The sequence below is a fragment of the Brevundimonas sp. AJA228-03 genome (assembly GCF_017795885.1).
Classification (GTDB): domain Bacteria; phylum Pseudomonadota; class Alphaproteobacteria; order Caulobacterales; family Caulobacteraceae; genus Brevundimonas.
On record NZ_CP059297.1, the window covers coordinates 2,105,269 to 2,131,696 of the forward strand.

Sequence of the window (26,428 nt, forward strand, 5' to 3'; positions counted from 1 at the left end):
CATGGCGACCGAAAAACCGCTGAAGAACGAACCGTCGATCGAGATCGACGCCGCTCTGGTCCGCCAGCTGGCCGATATCCTGAATGACACCTCCCTGACCGAGATCGAGGTCGAGCGGGGTGAGCTCCGCATCCGCGTCGCCCGCGAGATCACGGCCGCACCGGTCATGCAGTATGCCGCCGCGCCGCAACAGGCCGCACCGGCTGCCGCCCCGGCCCCGGTCGCCGCGCCGGCCGCAATGCCGTCGGATCCGGCGACGATCGTCGCCCGGGCCGGAGAGCAGGTGAAGTCGCCCATGGTCGGCACCGTCTATCTTCAGGCCTCGCCGGAAGCCCCGGCCTTCGTCCAGCCGGGCGACAAGGTGAAGAAGGGTCAGACCCTCCTGATCATCGAGGCGATGAAGACGATGAACCCGATCCAGGCCCCGCGCGACGGCGTCGTGGCCGACATTCTGGTCGGCGACGCCCAGCCGGTCGAGTTCGGCGAACCTCTTGTCCTGCTTGAGGCCTAGGCCGTGTTCACCAAGGTCCTGATCGCCAACCGCGGCGAGATCGCGCTGCGTATTCACCGCGCGTGCAAGGAGATGGGCATCTCCACCGTCGCGGTGCACTCCGAGGCCGATCGCGGTGCCATGTGGGTGCGGCTGGCCGACGAGAGCGTCTGCATCGGCCCCGCCCCGGCCGCCAAATCCTATCTGAACATCCCCTCGATCATCGCGGCGGCAGAGATCACCGGAGCCCAGGCCATCCACCCGGGCTACGGCTTCCTGTCCGAGAACGCCCGCTTCGCCGAAATTGTCCAGGCCCACGGCATGACCTTCATCGGCCCGACGCCGGAGCACATCCGCGTCATGGGTGACAAGATCACGGCCAAGCAGACGGTGCTTGCGGCCGGCATTCCCTGCGTCCCCGGCTCGGCCGGAGAGGTCGAGACGATCGAGGACGCCATCGCAGCGTCGAAGACCATCGGCTTTCCCCTGATCGTCAAGGCGGCGGCGGGCGGCGGCGGGCGCGGCATGAAGGTCGCCCTGACGCCGGAAGACCTCGTCGAGGCCGTCCAGACCGCCCAGACCGAAGCCCGGGCCGCCTTCGGCAACGGCGCGGTCTATATGGAGCGCTATCTCCAGAAGCCCCGCCATATCGAGATTCAGGTCGTCGCCGACAGCCACGGCAACGTCGTCCACCTGGGCGAGCGCGACTGTTCGCTGCAGCGCCGCCACCAGAAGGTGCTGGAAGAGGCCCCCTCGCCCGCCCTGTCGGCTGCGGAACGGATCGCCATCGGCCAGACGGTCAACAAGGCCATCGGCAAGATCGGCTATCTGGGCGTCGGCACGATCGAGTTCCTGTGGGAGGACGGGGAGTTCTTCTTTATCGAGATGAACACCCGCCTGCAGGTCGAACATCCGGTCACCGAGGCGGTCACCGGGGTCGATCTGGTGCGCGAACAGATCCGCATCGCCGCCGGTCTGCCGCTGAGCTTCACCCAGGAGGACATCCACTTCGAGGGCCACGCCATCGAGGTCCGGATCAATGCCGAAAACGCCGAGACCTTCGCCCCCTCGCCGGGGACCGTCACCGACTTCCATGCGCCGGGCGGTCTGGGCGTGCGGCTGGATAGCGCGATCTACGCCGGCTATTCGATTCCGCCCTATTACGACAGCCTGATCGGCAAGCTGATCGTCCACGGCCGCGACCGCGCCGAATGCATCGCCCGTCTGAAGCGCAGCCTGAACGAGATGGTCATCGGCGGCGTCGACACGACCATCCCGCTGTTCCAGAAACTGCTGGCCGAGCCCGACATCCTGTCGGGAGACTACGACATCCACTGGCTGGAAAACTGGGCCAGGCGGCAAAAGGCGTGACCCCCCGGTCCTGTCCCTGTGGGGAAGGATAGCGACCGTGACCGACCCTGCGGCCTCCGTCTTCCCCCTGCCGGGTCTGTTCACCGCCGAGGCCCTGCTGGCGTGCTACGCCCGGGGCGTGTTCCCCATGGGCGAGGGTCGGGACGAGCCGCGGGTGTTTCTGGTCGAACCCGAGCAACGCGGCGTCATCCCTCTGGACGCCTTTCACATCCCGACCCGGCTTCGCAGGACCGTTCGCGCCGAACCGTTCGTCGTCCGGGTCGATACCGCCTTCGCCGCCGTCCTGGATGCCTGCGCATCGCCGTCACCGGGACGCGAGGACACCTGGATCAACGCCCCCATTCGCAGACTGTACGTGGAGCTGCACGCCCGCGGACGGGCCCACAGCATCGAGTGCTGGCGCGACGAGGTCCTGGTCGGGGGTCTCTATGGCGTGACCCTCGGCGGGGCCTTCTTCGGCGAAAGCATGTTCAGCCGCGCCACGGATGCCTCGAAAGTCGCCCTGGTGCATCTGGTCGCGCGGCTGCGCCGGGGCGGCTGGCGCTTGCTGGACGCCCAGTTCAGGACGCCTCACCTGGACCAGTTCGGCCTGATCGAAATGCCCCAGGCCGACTACCTGAAACGGCTGGCCATGGCCCTGGAGTCCGGTCCCGAGACGATGGCCCTGTCGATCCCGCTGTCAGGGTCGGACGCCGTGGCCTATGCCTTGCAGCCGACGATCCAGGCGTCATAGATCGGGTGCTGCAGACCACTGATCGCCGGTGTGGACGAGAACATCCAGCCCCGGAAGATCTGGCGCGGTGCCGTCCCCGGCGAGGCGCGGGGCTGAAGGGTGATATCCAGATAGGCGATGGCGTCCTTCACCACCTCATTGTCGGCCGAGACCTCGCAGGCGCGGGCGGTAAAGATCAGATTGTTGTTGAACCGCACCGGTGGCCCGCCGACCTCGACCTCGAACCGCATGCTCTCGGCGGTGATCTTGTCGATGGCATCGACGATGGCGACGCGCCGACGCTGGCGCGGCGTGGGCGTGTCGGCGGCCAGACGCCTGGCCTTGTCCTCCTCGCTTTCGCCCTCGCCCTTGTCCGCCTCATCGGTGGCGGCGTCTTCTTCCTCAGAGACCGGGTCGGCGGCCAGATCGGTCGTCTCGACGGAAGGAATCGGAGGGGTAATGGCGATGGGCTCGTCGGGGGCCGGATCGCCGGCCGGAGCCGCTTCCTGACCCGGGTCATTGCGCAGGGCATCACCGACAGGGTCCGCGGCCGGCCGGGCGTCCTGGGGCGGGCCGTCCTGTCGGCCACCGGCCACGACGACTCCGGATGTCGCCAGAACGACGGCGGCCGTGCCGGCCAGGACCCGGCGCAGGGCGGTCATTCGGGCTTCCAGGCTTCGTAGTCGCCCGTTGCGGCAGGGCGCACGCCCTCGGCCGCCAGCGACCCCTGCGGATGCCAGGCCAGCGGCGTGCCGGTCATATTGGGCAGATGATCCTTCTCCCACCGGCGGCGCGGCAAGGGAGCCTCGGTCGGCGGCTCGTCAAAAGTGTAGTGCAGCCAGCCGTGCCAGTCCGGCGTCACCTTGGACGCCTCGGCATAGCCGTCATAGACGACCCAGCGTCGCTTGCGGCCGTCATAGCTGATGTGGTCGCGTGACTGGTAATAGCGGTTGCCGTTCTCGTCGGTGCCGATCAGTTCGCCACGCCTGGCGATGGTGAAGAGTGTGCCGATCGTCGCGCCGGACGTCCAACCGAAGATTCTGCCGAGCACGGGGCCTATCCAGTCCAGATTCGGATCGGCGGGAGGCCCGATCCAGAGGCGCGATCATAGAAACCGGCCCGGCCCGCGTCCAGCACTGACCCGAAATCCTTATTGCCAACATCTTGGGGGTAACCTGCCCCGAAACCCCTACATCTATTGCAGACAGGCGGCGGCGCGCCCTAGGCTGTCGCAACGATCCTGTCCGGGCCCGCGAATGCGCTTTACCCCCCTCCTGTCCGACCTGACCGCGACCGTCGCCTGCGAAGCGCGCGAGATCGAGCGCGTCGGCCGGGTCGTGCGGGTCACGGCCCCGGCCGGCTGGAGCGACGCGCGGGTCGAGGCCTGGCTGGACTGGCACGACCGCTCGCCCGATGACTGGCCCAGGCTCGAAACCGCGCCGGGCCGGCAAGCGACCGGTGGAACGGCGATCCTCGACGGTGCCCTTGATCGCTGGGCCAACCGCCTCGCCGCCTGGGGCCGGGCCACCGGCATCTTCGCAGCGACGTCGGACGCGGACATCTTTGCCTCCGAGCTGGTTGCGAGCGTCCTGCTGGGCCTGGCCGCTCCGTCGTCGGTCCTCATGGAAGGCGCGAGAACACCGCACGCCTCCGAGGACTCCGGCGCCCCGACCCGCAATTCGAGCGTCTTCGACCTCGACGACCCCATCGTGCGCAACCGCTTCGAGGGCGATACGGCACGGCTGCGGACCGCGCGTGTCACGGCCCACGCCCTGTCGGGTGTCACCCGGACGCTGAAGGCCGTCACCCATGCCGTCCGCCGCTGCAATGGGCCGGCCTCGGTCTGCGGCGACCCGGCCGCGAATCCGGCCCTGGCCCGCGCTGCACTGGCGGCCCGGCGCGCGGGGGCCGATGACACGGCCATTCTGGATGCCATCGCCGGACGGCTGTTCTCCGCACCCGAGCCCGAGCCGAAGGCCCCGATGCGCATCGTTTCCGTCGGCCAGCCGGACGCCCTCGTGGATGCGCCCCTGCGGGCAGCGGCAGACGCGGCCCTGGCCGACGACCTCGTGGTGGCCTTCTCCCTGCACGACGCCGAGGCCCTGGGCGACCTGTCGATCGCCCCGGGTTGCGCCCTGTCCCTGCCCTCCATTGCCGCAACCCTGCCGGACCTGGTCCCGGCGCTTGATGCCCTGGCCCGGCTCTGGACCACGGCGCTCGAGATCGAGGTCGCCTGCGGATTCGCCGCGGACGGACGGCTGGCCAGACGCCGCCATGCGGTGCGCCCGATCATCATGACCCTGGTCGGCGGTCTGGAATGGCTGGTCGGCCAGCCGGAACGGTCCAGCCCGGAGAGTGCCTTCCAGTCGGCGGCCGGCCTGCTGGCCGCATCGGTATCCCTGGCGTCCAGCGAACTGGTCGAGACCCTCCGGCCCGCTCCAGCCTGGATGACGGCAGCCGACGAGGTCATCGCCGCCCTGCAGGCGCGTGAGGCCCGACTGGCCGGCCTCGACACCGAGCTTGGCCGGGCCGCCGCCTTGCGGACAGCCCAGGCCCTCGCCGCTGCCCAGGAATCCGGTCGACGGCACAGCCTGATCGCAACCGTGGCCGCGGACGCCGAGCGCGACCTGCGTCTGGGCATTTCGACGCTCGGCGCGGTGGACCTGTTCCAGACCCGCGACGGGGATCTTGTCCGCCGGCTGCATCCGGCCCTTGCCCAGGCCATCGAGGCTCAGGGAGCCGACGTGGAATCGGCCGAGCGCTGGGTTCTGGGCCGCCGCACATTGGTGGACGCCCCGATCCTCGGCCACGCGGACCTGGCCGCACGCGGCTTCACCGATACCGAGCTGGAAGCCGTGGAAACGGCCCTGGCCCATGTCGAGAGACTGGAAGACGCCTTCCACGCATCGGTGCTGGAGCCCGGCTTCGTCCGCGATGTCCTGGGGATCGACGAAGACACCTTCGGACAGGGGCTCCTGCTGAGCCTTCTGGCGACGCCCGAAGAGATTTCCGTCGCCAGCGCCTATGTGTTCGGACACCGGGACCTCGCGGGCTGGCCCGATGCGCCGCCTCGACTGAGGGCGCTTCTGGCGGAGACGGGCCCGGCCGCCACCGACCTGACCCGTCTGGCGGAAGCCTTCAGCGACGTCATCGACCTGACCGCGATCGAGCTGCCCAGCCAGGCCGGGATCGGCGCAGCCATGGCCACCCTGAACCAGGCGGCATCCGAGGGACATCGGGCCGTCCGCCTCTCCCGACGTCAGGCATCGGGCGAACCCCTGCTCGTCCTTCCGGAAACGGAACCGCTCAGGCGCATGCCGGACCCCGCGCCCCCGCCGCCGCCCGTCACCGAACGCGTGGTCGAGCGGGTCATCGAACGGGTCCGGACGCGTCGCAAGCTGCCGGACCGTCGCAAGGGCTATATCCAGAAGGCCGCTGTGGGCGGCCACAAGGTCTATATCCATACCGGCGAATACGAGGACGGCGAGCTCGGCGAGATCTTCATCGACATGCACAAGGAAGGGGCCGCCTTCCGGAGCCTGATGAACAATTTCGCGATCGCGATCTCGATCGGCCTGCAATACGGCGTGCCGCTGGACGAGTTCGTGGATGCCTTCGTGTTCACGCGGTTCGATCCGGCGGGACGCGTCACGGGCAATGACCGCGTCGGGTCGGCCACCTCCATTCTCGACTACATCTTCCGCGAGCTGGGCGTCAGCTATCTGAACCGGACCGAGCTGGCCAATGCCGACGCCGAACCTCTCAATGCCGACGGGCTGGGGTCGGGCAAGGCCGACGAACTGGTCCCCGCCGCCCGCTTCATTTCCAAGGGGTTCGCCCGGGGAACGACGCCGGACAACCTCGTGGTCCTGCCGTTCGGCCGCAAGGCCGGGCCCGAGGTCAGCCCCTATGACAGGCGCGAGGCCGAAACCTGCCCGGCCTGTGGCGACTTCACGCTGCAGCAGCGCGGCGGGGCGCTGGTCTGCGATTCGTGCGGGGTTGCCCCCCAAGATGCGCGGTTGATTTGACCGTGTTCAGCCACCCTTTGCGCGTCCGCTGGGGCGAGGTGGACGCGCAAGGTGTCGTCTTCAACCCGAACTATCTTGTCTATGCCGACGTCGCCGCCCTGGAGTTCTTCCGCGCCGCAGGTGTCCCCAGCGACGCCGACAGCGACATGGGCCAGAGCTATGTCGTCGATGCCCATGCGACCTTCCGCGCATCTGCCCGCTTCGACGACCTGCTGGATCTGCGCGTCTTCCTGACCCGGCTGGGCCGATCCAGCTACGCGATCCGGGTCGACATCACCCGGGCCGGACAGACGCTGGTCGAGGTGGACCTGACCTATGTCCGGGCCGTGGACGGCGTGTCGATGCCCCTGTCCGAAGGGTTTCGGACCATCCTCGCCGGCATGGAAACGACGGTTCAGCAGATCGTAAGCCCTGTGCCCTAGGGTCTCGCTCCAGACTGCCGCTGGCTGGCCGGATTCGGAATATCGTCTTGCATCGCGTGATCCTCGCCACTCTGCTCGCTTTGGCCGTGTCCGCCCCGGCCATGGCCCAGAATGCCGGACAGATCGCGCGCGTGCGCGGGGGGGCCAGCTGCGCAGGCTGCAACCTGTTCCAGGGCGATTTCAGCGGGCTCGAGGCGCGAGGCCTCAATCTGTCGGGATCGCGGCTGCGCCAGGCGGACCTCAGCCTGTCGGTCATGAACCGCACCCGCTTCTCCAATGCCGACCTGCGCGATGTGGAGGCCTATGGCGGCGTGTTTTCCAGCGCCAGATTCAATGGCGCGAACCTGACCAATGCCAGTTTCGTCGGAGCCTATCTGGAGGGTGCCAGTTTCAACGGCGCGACCTTGAGCGGAGCGAACTTTTCCGGCGCCCGGCTTGCCCGGGCGACCGGTCTGACACAGAGACAGCTGAACGGGGCCTGCGGCGACGCATCGACCACCCTGCCCGGCTCGCTTCGCATTCCCGCCTGCTGAAGACCTCCATTCTTACCGCGATTTAAGTAGGGTTTGGGCGCGTGACGGGGCATCTAGGCGGCGTGAAACAGTCCATGTTCCAGTCTGCTCGCGTGAACGCCGCCCTCGCCGCCCTGACCCTTTCGGCCGGACTGTGTGGCGTCGTATCGCCCGTGACCGCCGGGAGCCGGCTCTACGTCCAGGACCGCGAAGTCGCCCGTATGGTCTCGCTGGGCGGGTCGTGCAATCGCTGTGAGCTTTCGGGCCGCAATCTGTCCGGCGCGACCTTCGCGGGTGCCACCTTCATCTCGGCCACCCTGGTCGGAGCCAATCTGCGCGGCGCCGAACTGGTCGGTTCGAACTTCTCCGCCAGCGACTTCAGCCGCGCCGATCTGCGCGGTGCCCGGATCCAGGGCTCCAACTTTTCGACATCGAACTTTACCGATGCCTCGCTCACCGGTGCGGAAGCGACGGGGGCCAACTTCAATCGCGCCAATCTGACGAACGCCAATCTGTCGGGGGCCGAGCTGTTCGGCACCACTCTCGCCAACCTGTCGGCGCGCGGGGCGTCGTTCGCAGGCGCGCAGCTGAACGCGGCCAATATGGCGGGCGGAGACTTCGCCTCGGCCAACTTCAACGGGGCCGAGCTGGATGGCGCGCGACTGGCCAATGCGACGTTCCGGGGCGCATCCTTCACGGACGCCTCCCTGAGCCGGACCGACATCCGGGGGGCAGACCTGTCCGGCGCGCGCGGCCTGACCCAGGCCCAGGTGTCGGAGGCCTGCGGCGACGGGTCGACCCGGTTGCCGGCTCGCCTCACGGTCCACAGCTGCTCCAGCCGGATGACCGTTCGCATTCCCGCCCCGCCGCGACCGCCCGCGCCTCCTGCGCCACCGTCACCACGCCGGAACATCATCATCGCGGACGGCGGCGAGCCCTGAGGCCGCCCCCTGAACGACTTCAGATCCTGAGCGGCATGGCCGTGCGGATGTGGACGTCCTTCAGCTGACGTTCACCGGCCTCGGTCGGGGCGTTCATCAGCAGATCCTCGCCCTGCTGGTTCAGCGGGAAGGCGATGACCTCGCGGATCGCGACCTGGTTGGCCAGCAGCATGACGATCCGGTCGATGCCCGGGGCCAGCCCGCCGTGCGGCGGCGCGCCATAGCGGAAGGCGTTCAGCATGCCGCCGAACTGATCCTCGACCACAGAGGCATCATAGCCCGCGATTTCAAAGGCTTTCAGCATGATCTCGGCCTTGTGGTTCCGGATCGCGCCCGAACACAGCTCATAGCCGTTGCAGACGATGTCGTACTGATAGGCCAGGATCTCCAGCGGATCCCGGGTGTTCAGCGCCTCCAGCTCGCCCTGCGGCATCGAGAACGGGTTGTGGCTGAAATCGACCTTCTTCTCTTCGTCCGACCATTCGAACATGGGGAAGTCGACGATCCAGCAGAATTCAAACCGGCCTTCGTCGATCAGTTTCAGCTCCGTGCCCAGGCGGGTCCGGGCCGAACCGGCGAACTTGTAGAAAACCTTCGGGTCGCCAGCGACGAAGAAGGCCGCATCGCCCTTGTCCAGGCCGAGCCCGGACATCAGGGCGTCGGTCGCCTCGGCTCCCAGATTCTTGGCGATCGGCCCGCCCCAGGCGTCGTTGTCGTCGGACCAGAAGATGTAGCCGAGGCCCGGCTGGCCCTCGCCCTGGGCCCAGTTGTTCATCCGGTCGCAGAAGGCGCGCGAGCCGCCACCGGGCGCAGGGATCGCCCAGACCGCGTTCTTTGCGTCCGCACCCAGAATCTTCGCGAACAGGCCGAACCCGCCGTCGCGAAAGCGGTCCGACACCTCGGCCATCTTGATGGGGTTTCGGGTGTCGGGCTTGTCGGTACCGTACCAGGCGATGGAGTCCCGGTAGGGGATGCGCGGGAAGGGATAGGGCGTCACCGACTTGCCGTCGGCGAATTCCTCGAACACGCCGTGCATGACGGGTTCGATCGCTGCGAAAACATCCTCCTGCGTCACGAAGCTCATCTCGACATCGAGCTGATAGAACTCCAGCGACCGGTCGGCGCGCAGGTCCTCGTCGCGGAAACAGGGCGCAATCTGGAAATAGCGGTCGAAGCCCGAGACCATCAGCAGCTGTTTGAACTGCTGCGGGGCCTGCGGCAGCGCATAGAATTTGCCGGGATGCAGTCGCGACGGCACCAGGAAGTCACGCGCGCCTTCGGGCGAAGAGGCCGTCAGGATCGGCGTCTGGTATTCGAGGAAGCCCTGGTCGACCATGCGGCGACGGATCGAGGAGATCACGCGCGAGCGCAGCACGATGTTCCTGTGCAGGGTTTCGCGGCGCAGATCGAGGTAGCGGTGCTTCAGCCGCAGCTCTTCCGGATACTCCGGCTCGCCGAACACCGGCAGCGGCAGTTCGGCCGCCTCGGACAGGACCTCGACGCCGGTGACGCGCAGCTCGACTTCGCCGGTCGGCAGGTTGGCATTGACCACCGAGGCGTCGCGCACCACGACCTCGCCATCCACGCGGATCACGCTCTCGGCGCGGAGCCGCTCGACCGCCTCGAACCCGGGGGTCTCGGGGTGGAAGACCAGCTGCGTCAGGCCGTAGTGATCGCGCAGGTCGATGAACAGCAGACCGCCGTGGTCGCGCTTCCTGTGCACCCAGCCCGACAGCCGCACATTCGATCCTGCGTCCTTCGACCGGAGGGCACCGCAGGTGTGGGAGCGATAGGCGTGCATGAGAAAATCGTCTGAAACGGCCCCCGGAAAGACAAGGGGCACGGCGGGAAATGGAAGCGGCGTAGGGCGCATCAACGCCCCGGAAAGTCAAGGTCGGGCCGGGTCGGGCCTCGACGTCCACAGGCCTGGCCGTCTGTCCACGGCCTGCGGCGATACCCTATCCGGACAGTCGGGCTGATCTGCTATGCTGGCCTCATGTCGGCGCGTCGACCCCTCCGCGATCAGCTCAGACTGCCCCTGACCAGCGACGTGGTCGGCGCGGCGTCTGTCTTCGTGCGCTCGGCGTCCAACGCCAGTGCCATGGACGCCCTGTCCACCTGGCCCGATGCCGCGGGCCGGGTCATGGCGCTCTGCGGACCCGCGGGTTGCGGCAAGAGCCATCTGGCGGCGCTTTGGGCCGAGCGCGTCGGTGCCGTTCCGCTGAACGGCGCCGAGGCCGCACTGACCGATCCGCTGGAACTGGAGGGCCGCCCGGTCCTCCTCGACATCGCCCGGGACGCCGATGACGAAACGCTGTTCCACCTGATCAACCTGGCCCAGCACGATGGCGGGGCCCTGCTGATGGTGTCGCGCCCCTCGCCGCGCCAATGGGCGGTCCGGGTGCCGGATCTGCGCTCCCGCCTCGACGCCGTGCGGGTGGTGGCCATGGAGGCCCCGGACGACGCGGTCATGTCCGCCATCCTGGCTGCCCGATTCGCAGAACGCAGCATCATCCCGGCGGACGGCGTCATCGACTTTCTGGTGCTGCGCATCGCCCGGTCGGCGGAGGCGGCGGCCGCCATCGTCGCCCGGCTGGACGACGAACATCGCCCCGTGACGCGGGCCCTGGCCCGCCAGGTCCTCGATGCCAGCGCCGAACTGTTCGACGGCGGCGACGAAGGGTTGCAGCCGTAACAAACCCGCCCCACAACCGGCTCATGTCCGACTCTGCCATCGCTGATCCGACCCGAGGAGAGGAAGTCCCCTCCTCTCGCGCCCCCCAGCTGAGCCTGGACGCGACGCTGATGGCCTCGCCGGAACGGTTCTTCAACCGCGAGATCAGCTGGCTCGCCTTCAACAACCGGGTGCTGGAAGAGGCGGCGAACCCCAACCATCCGCTGCTGGAGCGGCTTCGGTTCCTGTCCATCTCGGCCAACAATCTCGACGAGTTCTTCATGACCCGTGTGGCGGGGCTGAAGGGGCAGTTGCGCGAGCGGGTCCGCGTCCTGTCGGCCGACGGTCTGACGCCCGCCGAACAGCTGGAGAAGGTCAACGTCGCCGCCGGCGAACTGATGGCCGAACAGCAGGAACGCTGGCGTCAGCTGCGGCGCGAGCTGGTCGGGGCCGGCATCGAGGTCGTCCATTCCGAGAAGGTCACCAAGACCGACAGGGAACGGCTGGAGCCCGAGTTCCTGAACCAGCTGTTCGCCGTCCTGACGCCGCTGGCCATCGACCCGGCGCATCCGTTTCCCTTCCTGCCCAACCTGGGCTTCTCTCTGGCGCTCAAGCTGCGCCGCAACCGGGACAACAAGACGCTCTATGCCCTCGTCCCGGTCCCGACCCAGGTGCGCCGCTTCTGGGAGCTGACGGGCGACGGCCGCTCGGTAAAGGGGCGACGCCGGTTCGTGACACTCGAAACCGTGCTCCTGATGTTCATCGAGCACCTGTTCCCCGGCCATGAGGTGCTGGAAAAAGGTGTGATCCGCCTGATCCGCGACAGCGACATCGAGATCGAGGAAGAGGCCGAAGATCTGGTCCTGGAGTTCGAGGAGGCGCTGAAACAACGACGCCTGGGCTCGGTCGTGCGGGTCAAGATCGAGGCATCCATGCCCGAAGACCTGCGCGCGTTCATCGTTGGCGAACTGGAGGCCGAACCGCAGGACGTGGTCCTGATCGACGGCATGCTGGGCCTGGCGCAGCTGGGCGATTTGATTCCCTCCGGCCACCCCGACCTGAAATTTCCCGGCTATGAGCCCCGTTATCCGGAACGGGTCCGCGACCAGGGCGGCGACGTCTTCGCCGCCGTGCGTGAAAAAGACATCCTGATCCACCACCCGTTCGAGAGTTTCGACGTGGTGGTCCAGTTCCTGCGTCAGGCGGCGAGGGATCCCAACGTCATCGCCATCAAACAGACCCTGTATCGCACCTCGAAAGACAGTCCGATCGTCGCTGCCCTGATCGAGGCGGCCGAGAATGGCAAGAACGTCGTCGCCCTGGTCGAGATCAAGGCCCGGTTCGACGAGGAAGCCAATTTGCGCTGGGCCCGGGCCATGGAGCGCGCCGGGGTTCATGTCGTCTTCGGCTTCGTCGAGTACAAGACCCACGCCAAGCTCAGCGTCGTCGTGCGCCGCGAGGGCGACGGACTGAAGACCTACTGCCATTTCGGCACCGGCAACTATCACCCGATCACGGCCAGGGTTTACACGGACCTGAGCCTGTTCAGCTCCGACCCGGTCCTGGCCCGCGATGCGTCGCGGGTGTTCAACTACATCACCGGCTATGCCCAGCCCGAGGATCTGGAGGCGCTGGTCGTCTCGCCCCTCAACATGAAAACGACCCTGATCGAGCTGATCGGCAAGGAGATGGCCTCAGCCGCCGAGGGCAAGCCGGCCGCCATCTGGGTCAAGCTGAATGCGCTCGTCGATCCGGAGATCATCGACGCCCTGTACCGCGCCAGCCAGTGCGGCGTGCGGATCGAACTGGTCGTGCGCGGCATCTGCTGCCTGCGCCCCGGCGTGGCGGGCCTGTCGGAGAACATCCGGGTCAAGTCGATCGTCGGCCGCTTCCTGGAGCATAGCCGCATCATCTGCTTCGCCAACGGCCGCGACCTTCCGCACGACAAGGCCAGGGTCTTCATCTCTTCCGCCGACTGGATGACCCGTAACCTGGACCGGCGTGTCGAGATCATGACGCCGGTCTTCAACGCCACGGTCCACGACCAGGTCCTGGACCAGATCATGGTCGCCAATCTGAAGGACGACGCCCAGAGCTGGGTTCTCGGCGCCGACGGTCATTACACCCGGGTGCAACCGGTGGACCCGGAGCGGCCCTTCTCGGCTCACAAATACTTCATGACCAACCCCAGCCTGTCAGGCCGTGGCCGCAAGGTGAAGAACAAGCCGCAGGAGCTGCGCTACGACCGGCCGACTCTATGACGGATGGGTTCACCGCCCCGCGTGAGGCGGCTGTCATCGACATCGGTTCCAACTCGGTCCGGATGGTCCTCTACCGGCTGGAAGGCCGGGCGATCTGGACCGTGTTCAACGAAAAGGTCCTGGCCGGCCTCGGCCGCGACCTGTCCGGGACGGGCCGGCTGTCTGAAGCCGGTGTCGAGATGGCGATGACCACGCTTCGCCGGTTCGCGGCGGTCCTGGAAGGCGTGCGCCCCGCCTATACCTTCGTCGCCGCGACCGCTGCCGTGCGCGAGGCCGAGGATGGTCCCGACTTCTGTGATCGGGTGGCGGCCGAGACCGGGCTCCAGGTCCGCGTCCTCACAGGCGAGGAAGAGGCCCACTATTCCGCCCTGGGCGTCATGGCCGGCGACCCGCGCGCCGAGGGCCTTGCGGCTGACATGGGCGGGTCCAGCCTTGAGCTGATCCGCATCGGCGGAGGCAAGGTCGAGCCGGGCGTCACCCTGGCCCTGGGGCCGTTCGCCCTGGCCGACCCGAAGGGTTTCGATGCGATCCGACTGCGCGACATGATCGCCGAACGTCTGAAGCCCGTCAGCACGCGATTCAGCGCAGACGGACTCCACGCGGTCGGCGGCGGCTGGCGATCCCTGGCCCAGCTGCATATGGAGATGAGCGGCTATCCGCTGCGGATCGTCCACCAGTATGCCATGAGCGCCGAGGACGCGCGCGGCGTGGCCCGGTTCGTGGCCCAGCAGTCCAGGGCCTCGCTTGACCGGTTGCCGGGGGTATCCAGGCGGCGGGCCGAGACCCTGCCTTATGCTGCCCTGGTGCTGGAGGGCCTGATCGATGCCCTGTCGCTGAAGCGTGTCGTTTTCTCCGCCTGGGGCCTGCGCGAAGGCCTGCTCTACGAGACGCTCGACCACGACGAGGCGCCGGCCGACCCCCTGATCGCGGGGTGTGCGGCGCTGGGTGCGCGCCAGGGCATCTCGCCCGCCCTCCCCGCCGCGCTGAACGCCTGGCTGTCGGACATCATCGCCGCCCTGCCCGTAGCCTTCGGGCCGGAGCGCGATCCGGTGCTGGCCGCCGCGGCCTGTCGCCTGGCCGACCTCGGAGCCCGGCTGCATCCGGACCACCGGCTGGAACTGGTGTTCGACCAGGTCCTGCGCGCGCCGATCCCGGGCCAGACCCATGCCGAGCGGGTCTGGCTGGCCTGCGCCCTCAACGCCCGCTACGGCGGCAATGCCGCGACACCAGCCCCCGAAACGACCGATCGACTGCTGGGCGAGGAAGCCCGTGCGAGCGCGCGGGCCCTGGGCCTCGCGATGCGGCTGGGGTGCGACCTGTCCGGCCGGTCGCCGCAACTGCTGGCCAATGCCTCGATCACCGTTGCCGGGGGCCAGCTGAAACTGACGGCGTCCGACGGCTATGCCGATGTCCTGCTGGGCGAACAGACCCGCCGTCGCGCCAGGGCCCTGGCCGAGGCCATGGGCCTGAAGCTGGAGATCTGACTACTCGATCTCGACGACCTCGACGCGCGGTCCGTTCAGCACCAGGGCGATCACCCCGCGCTTGAGTTTCAGCGCATCCTCGCCGAACAGCTGACGCCGCCAGCCCTTCAGGGCATCCACATCCGCCGCATCCGACAGGGCGATCTTCTCCAGGTCCGCCACATTGGCGATCAGTTTCGAGGCAACGCCCGCATTGTCGCTCTTGGCCTTCAGCAACACCTTCAACAGCTCCACCACCGAAGGCGGCGCGGGCTGATTGTGGGCGGGGCGGTCCATCTTCGGCGCATGGGCCTCGGGGTCCAGCATGACCCGCTTCAGCTCGTCCGCCAGTTCCAGCCCCAGACGCGATCCGCCGAACCCCTTGGGCACAGAGCGCAGGCGGTTGAAGGCCTCTACGTCGGTCGGCACCTGGGTCGCGATCTCGTCGATGGCCTCGTCCTTGAGGATGCGTCCGCGCGGCTGGTCGCGGTCCTGCGCCGCCTGCTCGCGCCAGACCGCCGTCGCCTTGAAAGCCGCCAGGTATCTGGCGTTGTATTTCTTGGGCTTCAGCCGCTTCCAGGCCTTGTCCGGCGTGGTGTCGTAGAGTTCAGGATCGACCAGATCCTCCATCTCCGACGTGACCCAGTCCAGCCGGCCGTCCTTGGCCAGCCGGTCGCGGAGCTTCGGATACAGCGCCGCCAGGTGCGTCACGTCGCCGATCGCATAGGTCAGCTGCGCCTCCGACAGCGGTCGTCGCGACCAGTCGGTGAAGCGGCTGCCCTTGTCCAGATCGATGCGCAGCATCTGACGGACCAGCGAATCATAGGCCACCTGATCCCCGAACCCGGCGGCCATGGCGGCGACCTGGGTGTCGAACATCGGCCTGGGCATGGCCCCCAGCTTGACGAAGATCTCGGTGTCCTGGCGCGCGGCGTGGAAGACCTTCACGATTCCGGGGTCGCGCAGGATGTCCAGAAAGGGCGTCAGATCCAGCCCCTCGGCCTGCGGATCGATGATCGCCTCATGCTCCGGCGTCGCGGCCTGGATCAGGCACAGTTTGGGCCAATAGGTCGTTTCCCGCATGAACTCGGTATCGACCGCGATGAACGGGGCCTTGGCGACATCGGCACAGAACCGGACCAGAGCGTCATTGGTGGTGATCGGCGTCATTGAAATGCTATAGCCCCCCGCAACGCCGTCGTGGCAAGTGCCGCGACCCTATTTTCGCACCGATTTCAGGCCTGTGAGCGATGAGCGACACTTCCGACACGCAAATCAACGGCCTGACCTATGCCGATGCCGGTGTGGACATCGACGCCGGCGACAGCCTGGTCGAGCACATCAAGCCTCTGGCCCGCTCCACGCGCCGCCCGGGTGCCGAGGCCGCCCTGGGCGGGTTCGGGGCCCTGTTCGACCTGAAGGCGGCGGGGTTCGTCGATCCCCTGATCGTCGCCACGACCGACGGGGTCGGCACCAAGCTGAAGATCGCCATCGAGACCGGCCGTCATGACGGCGTCGGCATCGATCTGGTCGCCATGTGCGTCAATGACCTGCTGGCCCAGGGCGCGGAGCCGTTGGTGTTCCTGGACTACTACGCCACCGGAAAGCTGGAGATCGACGCCGCCCGCCGCGTCGTCTCGGGGATCGCCGAAGGCTGCCGTCAGGCCGGCTGCGCCCTCGTGGGCGGCGAGACGGCCGAGATGCCCGGCATGTATTCCGGCGGCGACTACGACCTGGCGGGCTTCTCGCTCGGCGCGCTGGAACGCGGCCATGCCCTTCCCCGGCTCGACCTGCAGAACACCGGCGACCTGATCATCGGCCTGGCCTCATCCGGCCCGCACTCGAACGGCTATTCGCTGATCCGCAAGGTGGTGGAACGCTCGGGCCTGTCGTGGAGCGACGATGCCCCCTTCGCCCGGGACCGGTCCCTGGCCCAGGCCCTGATGGAGCCGACCCGCATCTATGTAAAGTCCGTGCTGCCGCTGATGAAGGCCGGGCTCATCAAGGGCGCGGCCCACATCACCGGCGGCGGCCTGATCGAGAACCCGCCCCGCTGCCTGGCCGAAGGCCTGACGGCCTCATTCGACTGGGACGCCTGGCCCCTGCCGCCCGTGTTCCAGTGGCTGGCCGAGGTCGGCGGCATCAGCGACCACGAACTGCGCCGCACCTTCAACTGCGGCATCGGCTTCATCCTGATCGTCAGCCCGGAGAACGCCGAGGAGGTCCTGGCGGGCCTGCTGGAGGCCGGCGAGGCCGCCTTCGTGTGCGGGCAGTTGGTATAGTTTCCCTCTTCCGGCGGGAGAGGGTGTACTGAGGTCGGCTAGATTTCGCGTCGGTGACCACACCGCTCTCCACACGCTTGAAGCTGACCTTGCCAACGGCGGTTGAGGGTGGGGAGGGGTCTTACGAGAAGCAGTTGAAACCGACCACCTGATCGACCTTAACGGTTGAGGCGGAGATCAATGTAGGGTCCGGCAGCGGATGGGTACAAGGAGGCAAAGATGCAGCGTCACTTGGAACGAAGCGTGGTGTTGGACAACGTTTCTGACTTCCGGAATCTGTACTCTTGGAGTGTGAGTGAGATTGCGGACGCGTCGGCGAGCACGGCAACAAAGCAAATCCCTTGGACTTGGTCCCTCTACTTCACCTTGTTTGATGTCCAGCTAGTTTCGTCGGTCTCGAGGGACCAATATGGCACCGTCGGTGAAGAAGCTCCGAAGCTCGTTGAGAAGACCCATATCTTGGCGAAACTGCGTTCTGGACACCCCCCCGACCAGTCACACCCGACCGAATACTCGATGTTCGGCACGGCTCGCAAAATTGAAGATCTCACTCTGTCCATCTATAGAAGGTCCGCAGCTGACATCGATGACTGCCGTGTGTTTGGCGGTGTCTCGTACACGTGCGACCCGGATTTTCGCGAAGAGACCTATCCGGACTATCTGGGCTTTACGCTGTACGTTCGAGACGAATTCTTTGCCCAGATAGCCTCTAGAATTGACCAGAGAGCGATCGGAGGCGGAACGCTACGTGTTGACGGGGTCGAGGGCTTCTATTCGGACTGGTCGCCATCGATCTCAACCAGCCACATCAAGGTGCTGACATCAGACAAAAAGGATCATCCCGTCCAAACACCTGAAGGGTGTGAGATCGTGCCGCCGAGGCTGGGAAAGGTTGGCGACTTCGACCTGACCTTGTGGAGCCAAAGTCTAAACCCGAGTGCCGTAGGCGCTTCTGTGGAGAACGAAAATGCCCCTGCTCATACCAGTGGTAGAGACGCATCATTGAGGTCGCCACTGATTGATCCTAAAGTCCTGACGCTGCTAAAATCGCTCCGGCTTGTTGCATGGGTCATCGCTGCGCTGCTGTTGATTGTGGCGCTCAAATAGTCTGCTCACGGAGCAGCTGACCGAGGATTTGAAAGTCGTAACAGTCGCCTACCGCAGCACGGTAGCCGGACGCTTCACTGACCTTTATGGGTCGAAACCGGTCCCCATGGCGGGACTTATCCCCCTCCTCAACGAAGAGGCTGACCACGTGATCACCCCTGCGTCCGGTTCTGACGCAGTCGCGTGGCAGGCTTCGGGAATGCGCGCAAACGTCCCGATCCCTCAGCAAGACCGCGACGGGCCTGATCGGGCCGAGGCGACGGTGATGACAACCTGCCGGAGGGGACACTTCGTGGCGAGAGTCCATTCCCGAGCTCGAAACCAGCGATAAAAAAAATCAATAGTTTGGACGAATTCTCGCAGAGCCGGTCGCAGCCATTGGACTCCTTGCACCCTGTTTTTCCGGAGTCCAATCCGCAGGCCTCATCCCCCCTCCCGCCTGGAGAGCGAAGGCGGTACGGTCCCCCCAAACCGGAGTCGTCCATGCGTCTGATTGCCCTCGCCGCCCTCCTCGCCCTTCCCGGCGTCGCCCATGCCCAGACGGCCGCGGCTCCCGAGCAGTCGCTGCTGCATGAGGTAGTGGCCAAGGTCGAGCCCGACCGCATGCGCGCCGACATCACCGCCCTGGTCGGCTTCGGCACCCGCCACACCATGTCCGACACCGTCTCCGAGACCCGGGGCATCGGCGCGGCGCGGCGCTGGACCGAACGCCAGTTCCGCGCGATGGGCGAGGCCTGCGGGGGCTGTCTGGAGATCGCCCTGCCCGCCGACACCGTCACCGGTCCGCGCGTGCCGACCCCGACGGAGGTGGTCAATGTCCTGGCCATCCAGCGTGGGACCGGCGACCCCAACCGCGTTATCATCATCTCGGGCCATATCGACAGCCGCGTCACCGACGTGATGAACTTCACGGCCGATGCGCCGGGGGCCAATGACGATGCCTCGGGCGTCGCCGCCGTGCTGGAGGCCGCCCGCGTTCTGTCGCAGCACCGGTTCGATGCCACCCTGGTCTATGCCGTTCTGTCGGGCGAGGAACAGGGCCTGTTCGGCGGCAGGATCCTGGCCGACTATGCGAAGGCGCAAGGGTGGGTCGTCGAGGCGAACCTGAACAACGACATCGTCGGCAACTCCCAGGGTCAGTCGGGCGTGCGCGACACCACCCGCGTCCGCGTCTTCTCCGAAGGCACCAAGACGGTCGAGACGGCGCTACAGACCGACCGGCGCCGCTACAACGGCGGCGAGCTGGATTCCTCGTCCCGCAACCTGGGGCGCTACATCGACGGTATCGCCGACCGTTACCTGACCAATTTCGACGTCGAGATGGTCTATCGCACCGACCGCTTCGGCCGCGGCGGCGATCAGGTCGAGATGCTGCGCGCCGGCTTCCCGGCCGTCCGGATCACGGAAGGGGCCGAGAACTACGACCGCCAGCATCAGGACCTGCGGACCGAGAACGGCGTGGTCTATGGCGACACCATCGAGGGGGTCGACTTCGCCTATCTGGGCCAGGTGGCCCGGCTGAACATCGCCGCCATGGCGGCCCTGGCCTCGGCCCCCATGGTGCCCTCGGGCGTGACGATCGAGGGCGCGGTCAAGCCCGATACGACCCTGAGCTGGACGGCGGTGCCGGGGGCCGCGGGCTATCGCGTCTGGTGGCGATCCACGACCGCACCGCAATGGACGAACAGCCGATGGGCCGGCAACGCGACCCGGCTGGTGCTGGCGGGCGTGCCGATCGACGACTATTTCTTCGGCGTCTCGGCCGTGTCCGACGACGGCTATGAAAGCCCGGTCGTCTTTCCGGGTCCGGCCGGGGCCTTCGTCTCGGTCGGCGATCCCCCCACTCCGGCGAACTGACCGTGGCGGCATCGACCGGCCGCGTCCGCGTGGCCATCCTCATCTCCGGCGGCGGCTCCAACATGGCGGCCCTGATCGACGCGGCGGCGCAATCCGATGCGCCCCATCGGATCGTGCTGGTCGTGTCGAATGACCCCGAGGCCGGCGGTCTGGCGATGGCCCGGTCGAGGGGCATTTCTGCCATCGCCATCGACCACCGGCCCTTCGGCAAGGATCGCGCCGCGCACGAGGCGGCAATCCAGACCCAGCTGGAGACCGCACAGGTCCAGGTCGTCGCCCTGGCGGGCTATATGCGGGTCCTGACCCCCTGGCTGGTCGGTCGGTGGGCCGGCCGGATGCTGAACATCCACCCCAGCCTGCTGCCGAAACACCCCGGCCTCGACACCCATGCCCGTGCGCTTGCGGCGGGCGACACCGAGGCCGGTTGCACCATCCACATCGTCACCGACGGCGTGGATGAGGGGCCGATCCTGGCCCAGAGCGCGGTGCCCATCCTCCCCGACGACACCACCGCCAGCCTCGCCCGGCGCGTGCTGCAGGCCGAACATGCCCTCTATCCCCGCGCGCTCGCCGAATTCTGCCGGTCGCTGGATTAGAAGTTTGTAATCCGGACAGTTTCGGCGCGACAGACGACGAAACCCGCGACAGTGTCCGATCCGCCCTTTTCATCCGTCGGGACGGACCCATGCTGAAACTTCGCCTGCTCGCCTGCGCCGCCTCCGCCGCGCTGTTCGTCGCCCTGCCCGCCCTGGCCCAGACCGCGCCGGTCGCGGTCGAGATCCCGTCCCAGGACCAGGCCGAGATCGGCGTCTTCGGCTTCGACCTGAACGGCATGGACACCTCGGTCTCGCCGGGGACGGACTTCAACCGCTATGCCAATGGCACCTATCTGGCCAATACGCCGATCCCCGATGACAAGACGTCCTACGGCGTCTTCGACATGCTGTACGACCGGTCCCAGGCCAATCTGCGCGCTCTGGTGGACGAAAGCGCCGCCAACCCCACAGCCAGCCCGGACGCCCAGCGCATCGGCACCCTGTACGGCGACTTCATGGACGAGGCGAAGGTCAATCAGCTGGGGGCCACGCCGCTTCAGGCCGATCTGAACGAGGTCCGCGCCGCCGATACCCGCGAGAAGCTGGCCGCCCTGATGGGCCGCACCCAGTCCGGGTTCGGGGGCAGTCTGTTCGCCATCCAGACCTTCGAGGACCTGAAGGACCCCAACAGGACTTCGGCCTATGTGGTCCAGGGCGGTCTGGGGATGCCCGACCGCGACTACTATCTGGAAGACAGTTTCGCGACCCAGAAGACGGCCTATCAGGCCTATGTCGCCAGGGCCCTCGAACTGGCCGGATGGGCCGATCCCGCCGGAAATGCGGAAAAGATCGTCGCCTTCGAGACCGCCATCGCCCATGAGCACTGGACCCAGGTCGAGAACCGCCAGATCGACAAGCTCTACAACCCCACGACCCTGGCAGACCTGGCCACCGCTGCCCCCGGCTTCGACTGGGCCGGCTGGGCCGAGGGCGCGGGTGTGTCGGACATCCCCGTCCTGATCGCGGCGAACAACACCGCCTTTCCCGGCATGGCGCGCATCTTCGCCGAGACCCCGATCGAGACGCTTCAGGCGTGGGAGGCCTTCCATGTCGTGGACCAGGCCTCGCCCTATCTGTCGCAGGCCTTCGTGGACAACCGGTTCGACTTCTATGGCAAGGTCCTGAGCGGTCAGCCCGAAGACCGGCCTCGCTGGAAGCGCGGCGTCACCCTGGTGGACGGATCGCTGGGGGAATCCCTCGGCCGCGAATATGTGTCCCGCCACTTCGCCGCCGAGTCCAAGGCGCAGATGGAAGCCCTGGTGGCCAACCTGATGATCGCGATGCGCGGCCGCATCGAGCGTGTCGACTGGATGAGCGACGCGACCAGGGAACAGGCCCTCTACAAGCTGGCCAATTTCGGCGTGAAGATCGGCTATCCGGAACAATGGCGGAGCTATGAGGGGTTGAACCTCGTCCCTGGCGATCTGTACGGCAATGTCGAGCGGACCTCCGCCTTCGAGTGGGCGTGGAACCTGGGCAAGCTGAAGCGCCCGGTCGATCCGCTGGAATGGGGCATGACGCCCCAGACGGTGAATGCCTATTACAACCCGCCCCGCAACGAGATTGTCTTCCCCGCCGCGATCCTCCAGGCACCGTTCTTCGACCCGCGCGCCGACCCGGCCATCAACTATGGCGGCATCGGCGCGGTGATCGGCCACGAGATCACCCACGGCTTCGACGATCAGGGCCGCAAGACCGACGGCGACGGCGTGCTGCGCGACTGGTGGACGGCAGAGGACGCCGCCAGGTTCGAGGAACGCGCCGCTGTTCTGGGGGCCCAGTACTCGGCGCTGAGCCCGGTCGAGGGGGCGAACGTCAACGGCGACCTGACCATGGGCGAGAACATCGCCGACATGGGCGGGCTGCTGCTGGCGCTGGACGCCTACCACCTGTCGCTGAACGGCCAGCCCGCTCCGGTGCTGAACGGCCTGACCGGCGACCAGCGCGTCTTCCTCGGCTGGGCCCAGGTCTGGCGCGAGAATGCCCGCGAGGAGGCTCTTCGCCAGCAGGTGACGGTGGACCCTCACTCGCCCGCCGCGTTCCGGGCCGGCGCGACCGTGCGCAACATCGACGCCTGGTACGAGGCCTTCGGCGTCAAGCCGGGCGACGAGCAGTATCTGGCCCCGGAGGCCCGCGCCCGCATCTGGTAGTCAGGGACGAACAAGGCCCCGGAGCGATCCGGGGCCCTTGTCGTCAGAGAACGCTCCCGCTTCGGGGAGCCTCGCGGCCGGAGCCCCGTGCGTCGCCTGCGGGCGGTTCCGGAAGGAAGTCCTCAGGGAGGTGTCAGCCTGCCGAAGGTTCGCCCCTCTCACCCGCGGCCTTGCCGGTCCGTTCAGCCAGCCAGGTGCCTGCGGCGAGGGCAATCACCACAGCCAGGGCCAGCCACAGGGCCAGGACGCCGATCCGCAGATAGCTCAAGGCCCCCAGGGCACCGCCGCCGGAGAGCGCCAGCCAGAGCGCCAGAAACGGCAGCCAGTCCCAGCGCGGTCCACCGTGCAGCGCCGTGGTGATCCTCTGACCCATCCGCACCAGGGTTCCGGTCATATAGGTCAGACCGACGCCCACATCGCCCTGCTTCTGGAACACCGCATTCTCGACACCCATGGCCAGCACCGCGGCGATCATGCCCCGGCCCGGATGACCCAGGGTGCCGAGCGTCGCGGCCACGAACAGCAGCAGCGCCTCGGCCACCAACACGGCAGAGCGTCGGCCCTCGCCGACCCGGCGCGCGACCGTGCCACCGATCACCACCCCGACCACGAACAGACAGATCAGGCCCGCCGCTGTCGTCGCCTCGGCCCATCGCCCGGTCGCCAGCCCCACGCCCAGCCGGGTCGAGTTGCCGCTCATGAAGGAAACGAAGAAGCCTCCCAGCGTCAGGAAGCCGACCGCATCGACAAAGCCCGCCAGAGCCGACAGCGTCGTCGCCAGCAGGACGCCCCTGTGCCCGTACTCCTTCATCTGGTCATCTGAACAGCGGCATGAGGCCGGACCCTGACACGAAAACGGCCGGGTCCGCCATGGACCCGGCCGTCGCCGCGACGATCTCTATAGAAGGGTTCAGCCGACGATCTGGTCGTCCGTGAAGAACTGGGCGATCTCGATGCCGGCGTTCTCGACCGAGTCCGAACCGTGGACCGAGTTCTCGCCGATCGACAGGGCGAACGACTTGCGGATCGTGCCGTCGGCGGCGTCCTTCGGGTTGGTGGCCCCCATGACTTCGCGGTACCGGGCGACGGCGTTGTCGGCTTCCAGCACCTGGACGACAACCGGCTCTGCCGTCATCTGGCCGACCAGTTCGCCATAGAAGGGGCGCTCGGCGTGGACTTCATAGAATTTTTTGGCCTGGGCCTCGGTCAGGTGCACGCGGCGCTGGGCGACGATGCGCAGTCCGGCGGCCTCGATCACGGCGTTGATCGCGCCCGTCAGGTTGCGGCGCGTGGCGTCGGGCTTGATGATCGAGAAGGTACGTTCGGTCATGGATAGACTTCTTGTTGGGAGATTGAAGGTCGCGGGCTTATAGACGCCGCCTCCCCGCCTTCCAAGCCTCGTAAGTTCTAATGCTCCAGATCACCAACCTGACGTTCAACGCCTGGGGTCGCCAGTTTCTGGACGACGCCTCGGTCAGCCTGCCGCCGGGATCCAAGGTCGGGCTGGTCGGCCGCAACGGCATCGGCAAGTCCACCCTGTTCAAGATCATCCTGGGCGAGCTGGCCGGCAATGGAGACGAGGTCTCCCTGCCCCGCACCGCCCGCATCGGATCGGTCGATCAGGAGCACCCGGCCACCCCCGTCAGCGTGATCGAGACGATCCTGGAGGCCGACACCGAACGCCACGACCTGCTGGCCCGCCTGGAAACCGCCGAGCCCGAGGAGATGGGCGAGATCTGGACCCGCCTGATCGAGATCGACGCCGACGGAGCCCCCAGCCGCGCCGCCGAAATCCTCGCCGGCCTCGGCTTCGATCACGAGAACCAGCAGCGGCCGATGTCGGAGTTCTCCGGCGGCTGGCGCATGCGCGTCGCCCTCGCCGCCGCCCTGTTCGCCCAGCCCGACATGCTCCTGCTGGACGAGCCGACCAACTATCTCGACCTCGAAGGCGCGCTATGGCTGGAGGCGCGGCTGAAGAAATATCCGGCGACCGCCCTGATCATCTCCCATGACCGCGAGATGCTGAACGAGGTCTGCACCCACATCCTCCATCTCGCGAACCGCAAGCTGGAGATCTACACCGGCAACTACGACCAGTTCGAACAGGCCCGCGCCGAGAAGGCCCGGCTGCAGCTGTCGGCCAAGGCCAAGCAGGACGCCGAGCGCGCCCACCTCCAGGCCTTCGTCGACCGCTTCAAGGCCAAGGCCTCCAAGGCCGCCCAGGCCCAGTCGCGCATGAAGCGGCTGGCCAAGATGCAGCCGGTCTCGACCACGATCGAGGAACGCGTCGCCCCCTTCACCCTGCCCTCGCCCCCCCGTCCGCTGGCCCCGCCCCTGATCCGGCTGGAGCGCGCCAGCGTGGGCTATGAGGCGGGTCGTTCCATCCTGAAGAACCTCAACCTGCGCATGGACCTGGACGACCGCATCGGCCTCTTGGGCGTCAACGGGGCCGGCAAGTCGACCTTCGCCAAGATGATCGCCGGGGCCCTGAACGTCTCGGACGGCGAGCTGCACCGCGACCGCAAGATGCGGGTCGGCTGGTTCCACCAGCATCAGATCGAGGCCATGGACCCGACCGATACACCGCTGGAGATCATCCGCCGCGCCATGCCGGACGCCCCCGAAAGCGCCCGCCGCTCGAAGCTCGCCCAGTTCGGCCTGAACTACGAAAAGCAGGAAACCACCGTCGCCAGCCTGTCCGGCGGCGAGCGCGCGCGCCTTCTGCTGAACATGGTCGCCATGGATGCGCCCCACGTCCTGATCCTCGACGAACCGACCAACCACCTGGACATCGACAGCCGCCGGGCCCTGCTGGACGCGCTCAACGATTACAACGGCGCCGTCATCCTGATCACCCACGACCGCTCGCTGATGGAGATGGTCGCCGACCGGCTGTGGCTGGCGGCCGACGGCACGGTGAAACCGTTCGACGGCGACATGGACGACTATGCGAAGTTCGTTCTCGACCGCGCCAAACGGGATGCCGTGAAGCCCAGTCAGGTCAAGAAGGAAGAAGCGGCCGTGGTCGCCGCCGCCCCGGCCGCCAAACCTCAGATCAAGAAGGGCGGCCCCTCCCCGTCCACACTGCGTCACGCAGTGAAGAAGGCCGAGGAACGCGTCGTCGCCCTGACCGCCGAGATCGCGCGCATCGATGACGACCTGGCCAATGCCGCCGTCTCCAACCCCAGGGCGCTGGAAGGCCTCACCCGCGCCCGCGCGAAGACCCAGTCGGATCTCGACGCCGCCGAGGCCGCCTGGATGTCGGCGGAGGAAACCCTGGCCGAGGTCACCGCATGAAACCGATCGCGTTTTCGAAAGAGGAAACCGCCGACCTCGTCCCGCGCCTTCAGGCCTTCCTGCGCGACGATCTGGATGTCGAGCTCGGCGCGCTTCAGGCCTCGATGCTGCTGGATTTTATCGCCCGTGACCTTGGCTACGCCATCTACAACCGCGGCCTCTACGACGCCCAGGCCCTGATCGCGGGCAAGGTCGAGGAGCTGGCCGACGCCGTCTTCGCCCTCGAACAGCGCCCGCCGGCCCGATAGCCAGCCGGTGTCGATAT

At 67.2% G+C, this 26,428-nt stretch carries 23 protein-coding genes; 17 read left to right on the forward strand and 6 right to left on the reverse strand.

Annotated elements, in window-relative coordinates:
- Position 1 precedes the first annotated feature (1 nt).
- The 3 genes from accB to aat all read left to right on the forward strand — a co-directional run bounded on the left by accB (position 2) and on the right by aat (position 2,594).
- Complete coding sequence (gene accB, locus HZ989_RS10525) at positions 2–511, forward strand: acetyl-CoA carboxylase biotin carboxyl carrier protein (protein WP_209320785.1); 510 nt, start codon at positions 2–4, stop codon at positions 509–511.
- 3 nt (positions 512–514) lie between these two features.
- The gene (gene accC / locus HZ989_RS10530) at positions 515–1,861 is read left to right on the forward strand and encodes an acetyl-CoA carboxylase biotin carboxylase subunit (protein WP_209320786.1); all 1,347 of its coding nucleotides are present in this window, start codon (positions 515–517) and stop codon (positions 1,859–1,861) included.
- A gap of 67 nt (positions 1,862–1,928) precedes the next feature.
- The gene (gene aat / locus HZ989_RS10535; protein ID WP_209323103.1) at positions 1,929–2,594 is read left to right on the forward strand and encodes a leucyl/phenylalanyl-tRNA--protein transferase; all 666 of its coding nucleotides are present in this window, start codon (positions 1,929–1,931) and stop codon (positions 2,592–2,594) included.
- On the opposite strand, the gene HZ989_RS10540 is transcribed toward aat, so the two are convergent.
- A complete protein-coding gene (locus HZ989_RS10540) occupies positions 2,561–3,235 on the reverse strand; it encodes a DUF2155 domain-containing protein (protein WP_209320787.1) in 675 nt (224 codons plus the stop codon). The genes aat and HZ989_RS10540 overlap by 34 nt on opposite strands.
- On the reverse strand, positions 3,232–3,624 hold the full coding sequence (locus HZ989_RS10545) for an NADH:ubiquinone oxidoreductase subunit NDUFA12 (RefSeq protein WP_209320788.1): 393 nt from the start codon (positions 3,622–3,624) through the stop codon (positions 3,232–3,234). Before HZ989_RS10545 ends, HZ989_RS10540 begins: the two co-directional genes overlap by 4 nt.
- 205 nt (positions 3,625–3,829) lie before the next feature.
- On the opposite strand from HZ989_RS10545, the gene HZ989_RS10550 reads away from it, so the two are divergent.
- The 4 genes from HZ989_RS10550 (at position 3,830) to HZ989_RS10565 (ending at position 8,476) form a co-directional block, all read left to right on the forward strand.
- A complete protein-coding gene (locus HZ989_RS10550; RefSeq protein WP_209320789.1) occupies positions 3,830–6,601 on the forward strand; it encodes a TSCPD domain-containing protein in 2,772 nt (923 codons plus the stop codon).
- Positions 6,602–6,603: 2 nt separating this feature from the next.
- Positions 6,604–7,023 (forward strand): thioesterase family protein, encoded by a 420-nt coding sequence (locus tag HZ989_RS10555; protein ID WP_245162527.1) that lies wholly within the window; start codon positions 6,604–6,606, stop codon positions 7,021–7,023.
- A gap of 101 nt (positions 7,024–7,124) precedes the next feature.
- A complete protein-coding gene (locus HZ989_RS10560) occupies positions 7,125–7,556 on the forward strand; it encodes a pentapeptide repeat-containing protein (protein ID WP_209323104.1) in 432 nt (143 codons plus the stop codon).
- Between the two features lie 74 nt (positions 7,557–7,630).
- Entirely contained in the window at positions 7,631–8,476 is an 846-nt protein-coding gene (locus HZ989_RS10565) for a pentapeptide repeat-containing protein (RefSeq protein ID WP_245162341.1), read from the forward strand.
- 19 nt (positions 8,477–8,495) lie between these two features.
- Here HZ989_RS10565 and aspS read toward each other — a convergent pair whose 3' ends face one another.
- Positions 8,496–10,277, reverse strand: a complete 1,782-nt coding sequence (gene aspS, locus HZ989_RS10570) for an aspartate--tRNA ligase (protein ID WP_209320792.1) — start codon at positions 10,275–10,277, stop codon at positions 8,496–8,498.
- A gap of 195 nt (positions 10,278–10,472) precedes the next feature.
- Between aspS and HZ989_RS10575 the strand changes: the two genes are divergently transcribed.
- Genes HZ989_RS10575 through HZ989_RS10585 form a run of 3 tightly spaced genes read left to right on the forward strand, consistent with a single transcriptional unit; the run spans position 10,473 to position 14,895 of the window.
- Positions 10,473–11,171, forward strand: a complete 699-nt coding sequence (locus HZ989_RS10575) for a chromosomal replication initiator DnaA (protein WP_209320793.1) — start codon at positions 10,473–10,475, stop codon at positions 11,169–11,171.
- A gap of 23 nt (positions 11,172–11,194) precedes the next feature.
- Complete coding sequence (locus tag HZ989_RS10580) at positions 11,195–13,411, forward strand: RNA degradosome polyphosphate kinase (protein ID WP_209320794.1); 2,217 nt, start codon at positions 11,195–11,197, stop codon at positions 13,409–13,411.
- Complete coding sequence (locus tag HZ989_RS10585) at positions 13,408–14,895, forward strand: Ppx/GppA phosphatase family protein (RefSeq protein WP_209320795.1); 1,488 nt, start codon at positions 13,408–13,410, stop codon at positions 14,893–14,895. The genes HZ989_RS10580 and HZ989_RS10585 overlap by 4 nt, the downstream gene beginning before the upstream one ends.
- Here the strand turns inward: HZ989_RS10585 and rnd are convergent, their stop codons facing one another.
- Positions 14,896–16,044: a ribonuclease D gene (gene rnd, locus HZ989_RS10590; protein WP_209320796.1), complete on the reverse strand. Its 1,149-nt coding sequence runs from the start codon at positions 16,042–16,044 to the stop codon at positions 14,896–14,898.
- 80 nt (positions 16,045–16,124) lie between these two features.
- Between rnd and purM the strand changes: the two genes are divergently transcribed.
- From purM to HZ989_RS10615, 5 genes are all read left to right on the forward strand, one after another.
- Entirely contained in the window at positions 16,125–17,156 is a 1,032-nt protein-coding gene (gene purM, locus HZ989_RS10595; RefSeq protein WP_209320797.1) for a phosphoribosylformylglycinamidine cyclo-ligase, read from the forward strand.
- 219 nt (positions 17,157–17,375) lie between these two features.
- Entirely contained in the window at positions 17,376–18,263 is an 888-nt protein-coding gene (locus HZ989_RS10600) for a hypothetical protein (RefSeq protein ID WP_209320798.1), read from the forward strand.
- A gap of 483 nt (positions 18,264–18,746) precedes the next feature.
- Positions 18,747–20,120: a M28 family peptidase gene (locus HZ989_RS10605; protein ID WP_209320799.1), complete on the forward strand. Its 1,374-nt coding sequence runs from the start codon at positions 18,747–18,749 to the stop codon at positions 20,118–20,120.
- A 62-nt stretch (positions 20,121–20,182) separates the two neighbouring features.
- On the forward strand, positions 20,183–20,716 hold the full coding sequence (gene purN, locus HZ989_RS10610) for a phosphoribosylglycinamide formyltransferase (protein ID WP_245162528.1): 534 nt from the start codon (positions 20,183–20,185) through the stop codon (positions 20,714–20,716).
- An 89-nt stretch (positions 20,717–20,805) separates the two neighbouring features.
- Entirely contained in the window at positions 20,806–22,866 is a 2,061-nt protein-coding gene (locus tag HZ989_RS10615) for a M13 family metallopeptidase (RefSeq protein ID WP_209320801.1), read from the forward strand.
- Positions 22,867–22,999: 133 nt separating this feature from the next.
- Here HZ989_RS10615 and HZ989_RS10620 read toward each other — a convergent pair whose 3' ends face one another.
- Both HZ989_RS10620 and ndk read right to left on the reverse strand, forming a co-directional pair.
- Positions 23,000–23,677, reverse strand: coding sequence for a YoaK family protein (locus HZ989_RS10620; RefSeq protein WP_209320802.1), 678 nt, complete (start codon positions 23,675–23,677; stop codon positions 23,000–23,002).
- A 99-nt stretch (positions 23,678–23,776) separates the two neighbouring features.
- Positions 23,777–24,196 (reverse strand): nucleoside-diphosphate kinase, encoded by a 420-nt coding sequence (gene ndk, locus HZ989_RS10625; RefSeq protein WP_209320803.1) that lies wholly within the window; start codon positions 24,194–24,196, stop codon positions 23,777–23,779.
- 80 nt (positions 24,197–24,276) lie between these two features.
- Between ndk and HZ989_RS10630 the strand changes: the two genes are divergently transcribed.
- Both HZ989_RS10630 and HZ989_RS10635 read left to right on the forward strand, forming a co-directional pair.
- Positions 24,277–26,163: an ABC-F family ATP-binding cassette domain-containing protein gene (locus HZ989_RS10630; protein WP_209320804.1), complete on the forward strand. Its 1,887-nt coding sequence runs from the start codon at positions 24,277–24,279 to the stop codon at positions 26,161–26,163.
- Positions 26,160–26,411, forward strand: a complete 252-nt coding sequence (locus HZ989_RS10635; RefSeq protein WP_209320805.1) for a DUF2164 domain-containing protein — start codon at positions 26,160–26,162, stop codon at positions 26,409–26,411. Before HZ989_RS10630 ends, HZ989_RS10635 begins: the two co-directional genes overlap by 4 nt.
- Positions 26,412–26,428: the final 17 nt, after the last annotated feature.

Excerpts from the sequence above, each read along its gene's own strand:
- HZ989_RS10580 (WP_209320794.1), top strand. The coding sequence starts at position 11,195 with ATGTCCGACTCTGCCATCGCTGATCCGACCCGAGGAGAGGAAGTCCCC.
- HZ989_RS10605 (WP_209320799.1), top strand. The coding sequence starts at position 18,747 with ATGCGTCTGATTGCCCTCGCCGCCCTCCTCGCCCTTCCCGGCGTCGCC.
- HZ989_RS10540 (WP_209320787.1), bottom strand. The coding sequence starts at position 3,235 with ATGACCGCCCTGCGCCGGGTCCTGGCCGGCACGGCCGCCGTCGTTCTG.
- HZ989_RS10560 (WP_209323104.1), top strand. The coding sequence starts at position 7,125 with ATGGCCCAGAATGCCGGACAGATCGCGCGCGTGCGCGGGGGGGCCAGC.
- HZ989_RS10550 (WP_209320789.1), top strand. The coding sequence starts at position 3,830 with ATGCGCTTTACCCCCCTCCTGTCCGACCTGACCGCGACCGTCGCCTGC.
- HZ989_RS10600 (WP_209320798.1), top strand. The coding sequence starts at position 17,376 with ATGCAGCGTCACTTGGAACGAAGCGTGGTGTTGGACAACGTTTCTGAC.
- rnd (WP_209320796.1), bottom strand. The coding sequence starts at position 16,044 with ATGACGCCGATCACCACCAATGACGCTCTGGTCCGGTTCTGTGCCGAT.
- HZ989_RS10575 (WP_209320793.1), top strand. The coding sequence starts at position 10,473 with ATGTCGGCGCGTCGACCCCTCCGCGATCAGCTCAGACTGCCCCTGACC.
- HZ989_RS10630 (WP_209320804.1), top strand. The coding sequence starts at position 24,277 with ATGCTCCAGATCACCAACCTGACGTTCAACGCCTGGGGTCGCCAGTTT.
- HZ989_RS10565 (WP_245162341.1), top strand. The coding sequence starts at position 7,631 with ATGTTCCAGTCTGCTCGCGTGAACGCCGCCCTCGCCGCCCTGACCCTT.
- HZ989_RS10615 (WP_209320801.1), top strand. The coding sequence starts at position 20,806 with ATGCTGAAACTTCGCCTGCTCGCCTGCGCCGCCTCCGCCGCGCTGTTC.
- purN (WP_245162528.1), top strand. The coding sequence starts at position 20,183 with ATGGCGGCCCTGATCGACGCGGCGGCGCAATCCGATGCGCCCCATCGG.
- purM (WP_209320797.1), top strand. The coding sequence starts at position 16,125 with ATGAGCGACACTTCCGACACGCAAATCAACGGCCTGACCTATGCCGAT.
- aspS (WP_209320792.1), bottom strand. The coding sequence starts at position 10,277 with ATGCACGCCTATCGCTCCCACACCTGCGGTGCCCTCCGGTCGAAGGAC.
- ndk (WP_209320803.1), bottom strand. The coding sequence starts at position 24,196 with ATGACCGAACGTACCTTCTCGATCATCAAGCCCGACGCCACGCGCCGC.
- accB (WP_209320785.1), top strand. The coding sequence starts at position 2 with ATGGCGACCGAAAAACCGCTGAAGAACGAACCGTCGATCGAGATCGAC.
- HZ989_RS10585 (WP_209320795.1), top strand. The coding sequence starts at position 13,408 with ATGACGGATGGGTTCACCGCCCCGCGTGAGGCGGCTGTCATCGACATC.
- HZ989_RS10620 (WP_209320802.1), bottom strand. The coding sequence starts at position 23,677 with ATGAAGGAGTACGGGCACAGGGGCGTCCTGCTGGCGACGACGCTGTCG.
- HZ989_RS10635 (WP_209320805.1), top strand. The coding sequence starts at position 26,160 with ATGAAACCGATCGCGTTTTCGAAAGAGGAAACCGCCGACCTCGTCCCG.